Origin of the sequence: Paenibacillus sp. 598K, from assembly GCF_003851045.1 — a bacterium.
Classification (GTDB): Bacteria; Bacillota; Bacilli; order Paenibacillales; family Paenibacillaceae; genus Paenibacillus_D.
The window spans coordinates 49,098-56,175 of the sequence record NZ_BFBX01000022.1 but is presented as its reverse complement, the minus strand read 5'-3'; the positions used below and the strand labels follow the sequence as shown (position 1 = coordinate 56,175).

General features: G+C 57.7%; 3 protein-coding genes and 1 pseudogene. All 4 read left to right on the top strand.

Annotated elements, in window-relative coordinates; translation table 11 throughout:
• Positions 1-213: pseudogene (locus PA598K_RS09035) on the top strand (UTP--glucose-1-phosphate uridylyltransferase); the annotation flags it as partial.
• Between the two features lie 41 nt (positions 214-254).
• Positions 255-1,421 carry a nucleotide sugar dehydrogenase gene (locus PA598K_RS09030; protein WP_128656633.1) on the top strand — a complete coding sequence of 389 codons (1,167 nt, stop codon included), beginning with the start codon at positions 255-257 and terminating at the stop codon, positions 1,419-1,421.
• A 158-nt stretch (positions 1,422-1,579) separates the two neighbouring features.
• Positions 1,580-5,740, top strand: coding sequence for an S-layer homology domain-containing protein (locus tag PA598K_RS09025; protein ID WP_128656632.1), 4,161 nt, complete (start codon positions 1,580-1,582; stop codon positions 5,738-5,740).
• A 263-nt stretch (positions 5,741-6,003) separates the two neighbouring features.
• A partial coding sequence (locus tag PA598K_RS09020) for a hypothetical protein (protein WP_221414112.1) occupies positions 6,004-7,078 on the top strand: 1,075 nt, incomplete at its 3' end.

The following is a 7,078-nucleotide window of genomic DNA, read 5'->3' as shown; positions in this document are numbered from 1 at the left end:
GGCTCGGGCGGCGAGATCCAGCTGACGGATGCGATCAATGAGCTGAACCGGACGCAGGCGGTCATGGCCTACCATTTCCAGGGCAATCGCTATGATGTCGGAGACAAGTTCGGCTTCGTCAAGGCTACGCTCGACTTTGCCTTGCAGCGCGAGGATCTCAAAGAAGAGGTCGCCCAATATTTGAGAGAGTTGTATAATAAAGAGGCGTTTTAGATCTGCAATTGCTACTCATCCCAAGCGAGGAAGTGACGCCTGTGAAGATTACCGTCGCTGGTACGGGTTATGTCGGCCTCTCCAATGCGTTGCTGTTGGCGCAGCACAATGAAGTGATCGCGCTAGACATCCTGCAGGAGAAGGTCGACATGATCAACCACCGCCGTTCCCCCATCATCGACCCCGAGATCGAGGCGTTCCTAGCAAGAACGGACCTCCAGCTTACCGCCACCACTGACAATTATCGGGCCTTCAAGGACGCCGAATATGTCATCATCTCCACCCCAACCAACTACGATCCCCATAAGCATTACTTCAACACCCGCAGCGTCGAAGCGGTCATCGCCAGTGTGCTGTCCATCAACCCGGATGCGGTGATGGTCATCAAGTCGACGGTGCCTGTCGGCTATACGGAGAAGGTTAAGGAGAAGTTCGAGACGGACAACATCCTCTTCTCGCCGGAGTTCCTGCGGGAAGGCCAGGCGCTGCACGATAATCTGTATCCGTCCCGCATCGTCGTCGGCGAGCAGTCGGAGCGGGCCCGCGTCTTCGCGGAGCTGCTGGCGCAGGGCGCGCGCAAGGAGAATATCGACATCCTCTTCACCGGCTCGACAGAGGCGGAGGCGATCAAGCTGTTCGCCAACACGTATCTTGCGATGCGCGTCGCATTCTTCAATGAGCTGGACTCGTATGCCGAGGTACGCGGGCTCCATACGCAGCAGATCATCGACGGCGTTGGCCTCGACCCTCGCATCGGCTCCCACTACAACAACCCGTCGTTCGGCTATGGCGGCTACTGTCTGCCCAAGGACACGAAGCAGCTGCTGGCCAACTACGCCGATGTGCCGAATAACATCATGGCGGCGATCGTCGACGCCAATCGCACGCGCAAGGACCATATCGCGGAGATGATCCTGCGGCGCGAGCCCAAGGTGGTCGGCATCTATCGGCTGACGATGAAGACGGACTCGGACAACTTCCGCCAGTCGGCGATCCAGGGCGTGATGAAGCGGATCAAGGCGAAGGGCGTCGAGGTGGTGGTGTACGAGCCTGCGCTGCAGGAGGAGATGTTCTACCACTCGCGGGTGATCAACGACTTTGTGCGCTTCAAGGAGACGGCCGATGTCATCGTCGCCAACCGGCTCACCGGCGATCTGCAGGATGTCGCGGACAAGGTGTATACGCGGGATTTGTTCAGTCGGGATTAGTCCCCTGACCAGGGGAAGGCGCGCTTCCTATCGACGCCGAGCCTCTCTATCTGCAATGTGCTATTCCATAGACGGAATTCGCTAGAATTCATAGTAAACAATGGATATCCATTGTATAATTATGGAGCTGTCACATTGAGAGATAGGGGAAATCGGCGATGAACATTGGGAGAAGGTCATTATTCATTGTATTGCTGCTTGTTGTAGTGCTTCAGTCTGTGGGGGTTGCGGCTCCGGCGAGTCGGGCGCAGGCTGCGTCCGTCGGTCTGGAGCTATCGCTTCCGGGCGGTCTAACGGACTGGTTGATGGACGAGCAGGCAGGTACTATCTATGCGATTTCCAGCGAAGCCAACGCACTTTATTTCATCCACATGTCGGATATGACGATCGAGAAGACGGTCAGTATCGGCTTGCGTCCGCGCTATCTGGCTCGGGAGGGGCAGCATCTGTACGTTGCGCTCCATGGCGAGAGCAAGATCCAGATGGTGGATCTGAGCACGCAGGAGGTTGCGGAGTCGATCACGGTGTCTGGAGCGCCTACTTCGGTAGCGGCCTCTGCGACGTCTATTTTTTATGGTACGGAAGAGAACGGCGTATTTATATACGACAAGGTCGATCAGACGCAGTTTTCCTTGAACGAATACACTTATGACGATGTTGCGCTGGGCTACGATGAGCCGACCAACACCTTGTTCGTGGGACGATTATCCTCCTATGGCGGGCTTGGTGCATACGATGCGAGTACCGGCGCCTTAAAAAGCCAAGATATTGACGACAACACAGAGATTGGCGGTACTTTCAATTCGCTCAAGCATTTGTTTATTGACGAGGACTATGTCTACTTCGGCGGTCATCAGTTCAATAAGTATAATGTGACGGAGACGACAGGCACCTACTTTAGAGAGAAAAACGACTACGACTACTTTGAGTCTGTTATTCTCGACGTGACGGAATCCTATGTACTCACGACAAAAGGCGTATACGACAAAGCGACCTACAGGCTGCTGGATAAGTTGGAATCCGACCCAATTTACGGATTGCTTGATTCCAATGGCCGTGCTTATATAGCAGGTGGCGGCCATTGGAGCGAGCCCAAAAAAACGATCCAGCAGCTCCAGTTAAGCTTGGCCCCCAGCCCCTCGTTCAACTTGACAACCGATGACTATTTCATTGCAGCTGATCAGCCTTTTACGGACTGGGCCACTTCAGATCAGTTGCCTTACCTCTATGCGATCGTCGCCGATACCAACGAACTGATCGTCATCGACAAGGCCGACAGGCAGGTCGTCAGTCAGGCGTTCATCGGCTCTACGCCCAAGGGCATCAAAGTGTGGAACGACAAGCTTTATATTAATTTCAGTGGTGAGAATCGCATCCTGATCATAGGGCTGGAGGAGGGTCTTCCTTCCCCCACGGACAGAACGAGAATCGTCACGAAACTGTATCCCGTAGAAGTATTTCCGACGCATACCCAAAAGCTGCTGTACCATAATAAATCTGATCTTAGTGGCATCAGCGTCACGTCCGAAGCCTACACATCCGTCGAGGAGGCCGTTAGCAACGAGCAAGAAATATCGGGTGCACGTGGGAGCCGGTATGCCTTCGATCCCGATACGGAGACGCTTTATGCAGCCGATTATAATGAACTGTACCGATACGAGACGCAAAGCTATACGCTTCTGGAGCGTACGTCCATCACCTATTATGATAACCAGCATCTGTTCCTGTCGGAGGATCGACTGTACGTCGGGGGCCTGGTGTTAGATAAGGAGCAGCCTGCTACCCAATACGGTAGATACCCGGAGTCGGTCATCTATGCTCGAGGCAACACGGCCTTTAGTCCAACGGCTGTGTACGATGGGGCAGACTTCACTCCGTCACGCGATCTCTTGATCCATGCCAGCAAAGTATTCCTGGGCGACGATCAGTCGGTGGTTATCTCTACGCCCAAGCGTATCTATGTCTTCGATAGTCTGGAAGAGATGCATGAAGTGATGGCAGAGATGCATCTGCCTATGCAAGCTTTGTTCGTGGATGAGGATGTACAGTCTGGCTCCATCGAGGGTAGATTGTATGTCGTGGTTCATGCTATCGAGGAAAGCTTGCGCTACAATGCCTATTTCCTCAATGAGTCGGGCAACAAGCTCGGTCCGGTCTGGATGAACAAGCTGTCGGAGCCTTCGACGGAACAGGTCCTGGTCTATAATGTGGGTAAGCAGGCCCTGCCAGAGGGAGCGGTCCATATCGGATTGTATCCGGTCATCTCCCGTAACTATTATACTGAACAAGAACTGGACCTCTCCCTGAGCGTGCCTATCTATGATGCGCCGAATTACTTGCCGGAGGACTTCGCCGTAACGGATAGTAACCCGCGAGCAGACAAGTATGCGGGGATGGCGACGTGGAAGCCGGGGATTGCAGAAGCGCCGGGCACGCGTTACTACCTCTATCTCATCAATGATGAAGAGACCTTCGGCGAGCCCTTGGCTGAGGTAGAAGGCGGACAGACCTCGTATGCGGTGACGATTGCCGAGCGGGATGTGGCGGATGCAGCATTTGCCATTGGTTTGTTTACGCAGATCGACGGCTTTGACATGCCCTTCTACCATCCGGTGCTACTGGAGGACAAGCGGACACCCGCGGTCCCGGCATCCTCGATCGTCGTGAGCAAGGCGGGTCAGATGGATACAGTCGTCGTAGGAGGTCTCGTGTCCGGGGATATCGTGCGTGTATACGATGCAGCCGGATACTTGATGCAGCAAGGGGACATCATGGACGCCGTCAAACATACGATTACGCTGTACTTCTGGAATGTAGGCCAGCCTGGAGATAAGATCATCGTGACGCGACAAACGCCGAATAAGGGCGAAAGTCAGCGCACAGTTATGACGATCCCTGCTGCATCCAATGGCGGCGGCAACGGCGGTGGCAATAGTGGTGGTGGCAACAGCGGCGGTGGAAACCAGCCGCCAATCAACCCCGGCAACGGCGGAGGCGGAGGTGGTATCGGTGGCGGCGGAGTCCAGACTCCAACCATGCCCGGTAACGGTGGCGGCTTGCCGAGCGTCGGCGGGAGCAAGCCGATCGTCAATAACGAACCGACTGTCGATGAGACCGAGATGGCGACGATCCTATTCAAACAGACGGATGGATCGGAGGCTTCGTTGACCGATGTACCGGTCGGGTACATCAAGCATGCGGTCAGCGACGCTGCGTTCAAGCGCAATCCCGTCCTGACTGTGAAGGCGGATGAAGCGCAGCGAATGCCTCAGAGCGTGTTCCAGATCGCTGCGACGGCATTGGCAGAGCTGAAGCGCTACCCGGAAGCGACGCTCGTATTCGAATCACGGTCCGGCAAGCTGGAGCTGCCGCTGCGTTCCCTGACGGATCAGCTGACTGGCGATACCGGGCAGATGCTCATGGTTACGATTGGAGATGCGCCCAAGGACTATACTACAAGGCTGCAGGGCCAGCTCGACCGTACGTCAGGCGCCTCGATAGGACCGCTCCTGTCGTTTGAGGCCAAGCTGACGAGCAAGGGACGGGATCGCCTCCTGACGGAGTACTCGGACTATATCGGGCATGTCATCTATGTGGAGACGCCTGAGGCTCCCGATGCGGTATACGCTGGCATGACCTTCGATCCCCTGACGGCTACGTTCGTACCGGTACCGATGACCTGGGACTGGTCGGATGGCGTGCTGCAGGCCAATCTGAAACGTCAGGGCAATTCGATCTACGCGATAGTTCAGAACGATGTGAACTTCGGCGATATCGATGCCAGCAATCCGTACCAGGACCGCATCCTGGCCTTGGCTAATCGGATGGTGATCAACGGCTATCCTGACGGCAGCTTCAAGGCGAATGCCGAGGTGACACGAGCGGAGTTCGCGGCTATGCTCAATCGCGCGCTTGGCATACTGCCCAAGGAGAAGGCGACCCGAACATTCACCGATGTAGCGGCGAGCGCATGGTATGCCAACCAGGTCTACGCGGCCGTCGATGCAGGGCTCATCCAAGGCTATCCGGACGGGACGTTCCTGCCGGGCAAGAACATCACGCATCAAGAAATGCTGGTCATGCTGGTCAATGCCTTGACCTACAGCCGAGCCGACCAGGAGACGCAGGGGGCCCCGGTGACACAGCTCCCTGCGGGATTGCCGAGCTGGGTGCTGCCTTATTATGTCACGGCTGTGCAGCAAGGGCTATTGTCAGACGAGGAGCCCTTCCAGTTCCAGACGGGCAAGAACACGGAGCGTCAAGAAAGCGCCTATCTGCTCTATCAATTGCTGCGCGTGTTGAAATTTGTGAAGGAATGACCCCCAACAGCCACTGTTGACCGATGTCAACGGTGGCTGTCGTTTTTTGTCATAGTGTACCGAAGGATAGCTGTTGCTGGTGTCAGCTTGCTAGCAACCCTTCACTATGGTAAATTCTTAATGAAATCTTTAAGTTATCCCTTGCAGGAACTCTGACATAAGAGACGGAGGGAAAGACACGGAAACGCTAGTAGTAGAGAGATTAGTAGACAGAGGAATAGATTAATAGAATGCATAGACCACTAATGGAAGGAGGGGACCTGATGAGCAAGAAAGCACTGACGCGGATGCTAGCGCATCTGATGGACGATCCCGGCGATCTCACGGGAGTGGCGGATCGGTTCAAGGCCGTGGTGGCCAAACAGGCGACGCAGCCGTTCCCGTATCGGGAATTCGGCGCGCTGCTACAGGAGTGCCCCGACGCCGCCAAGCTGCGGCTGGCGCAGGCCTGCCGTCTGCATCTACGTGCCAGCTCCGGCCAGCCGTTCCCGGATCAGCGATTCACGCAGCTGCTGCGCCCCCGCATGATCGACCCGGCAGAGCGGACGAGGCTGATCCGCGCCCTGCTGCCGGAGATCCTGCCGCTCTACGGCGAGGAGGATTCATGGGAGCCTGCCGAGCATCTGGCCGAGGAGCAGCGCCTGTCCGAGGCGTACGGGCCGTGGCACTATTACTGGTCGCTGCGATTCTATCCGGCGGTCGATGAGCGGATCGCGCAGCGGATGACGGAGCTGGCGGCGGAGCTGCGCGAGCAGACCGCTCAGACCGGACGGACAAGCCAGGCGCAGACGAGCGAGCCGGAGCAGGAGCGGCAGACGGGCCAGGAGCAGGGATGGCAGAGAGGGCAAGGGCAGGAGCAGCAGACGAAGCAGGCGACGACCGAGCGGGAGCGGGAGATGGCTCGATTGGAGGGGCTCGTCCGCACTGAGCGCGAGCGGCGGCGCGAGCTGGAGCTGGAGCGCGATGCGATGGCGAGCCGCATCGCCAAGCTGGAGCGCGAGTGCGAGCGGCTGCAGCGCGTCCGGTCGGAGCTGGAGCAGGAGGCGAGCGCGCAGGAGGAGGCGCTCCGGGAGCTGCGGCAGGGCCACGGGAGCGAGCGGCAGCGCGCGGATGCGGCCGAGCGCGAGCGGCGGGCGCTGGAGCTGCGGCTGGCCCAGGCGGAGCAGCGGATCAATCGGCTGACCGCCGACGCGGCCGAGCAGGGACAGCGGACGGAGGAGCTGGAGCAGCAGCTGCGAGCCGAGCGTATCCGCTCGGAGGGCCGAGCCCGGGCGCTCCGCGAGCAGGCGGACCGGCAGCAGGCGGACCGGCAGCCGCCCGAGCAGCAGGTGCTGCGCG

What these genes read in the sequence shown, in the direction of transcription:
- PA598K_RS09025 (WP_128656632.1), top strand. Translation starts at nt 1,580, where the DNA reads ATGAACATTGGGAGAAGGTCATTATTCATTGTATTGCTGCTTGTTGTA.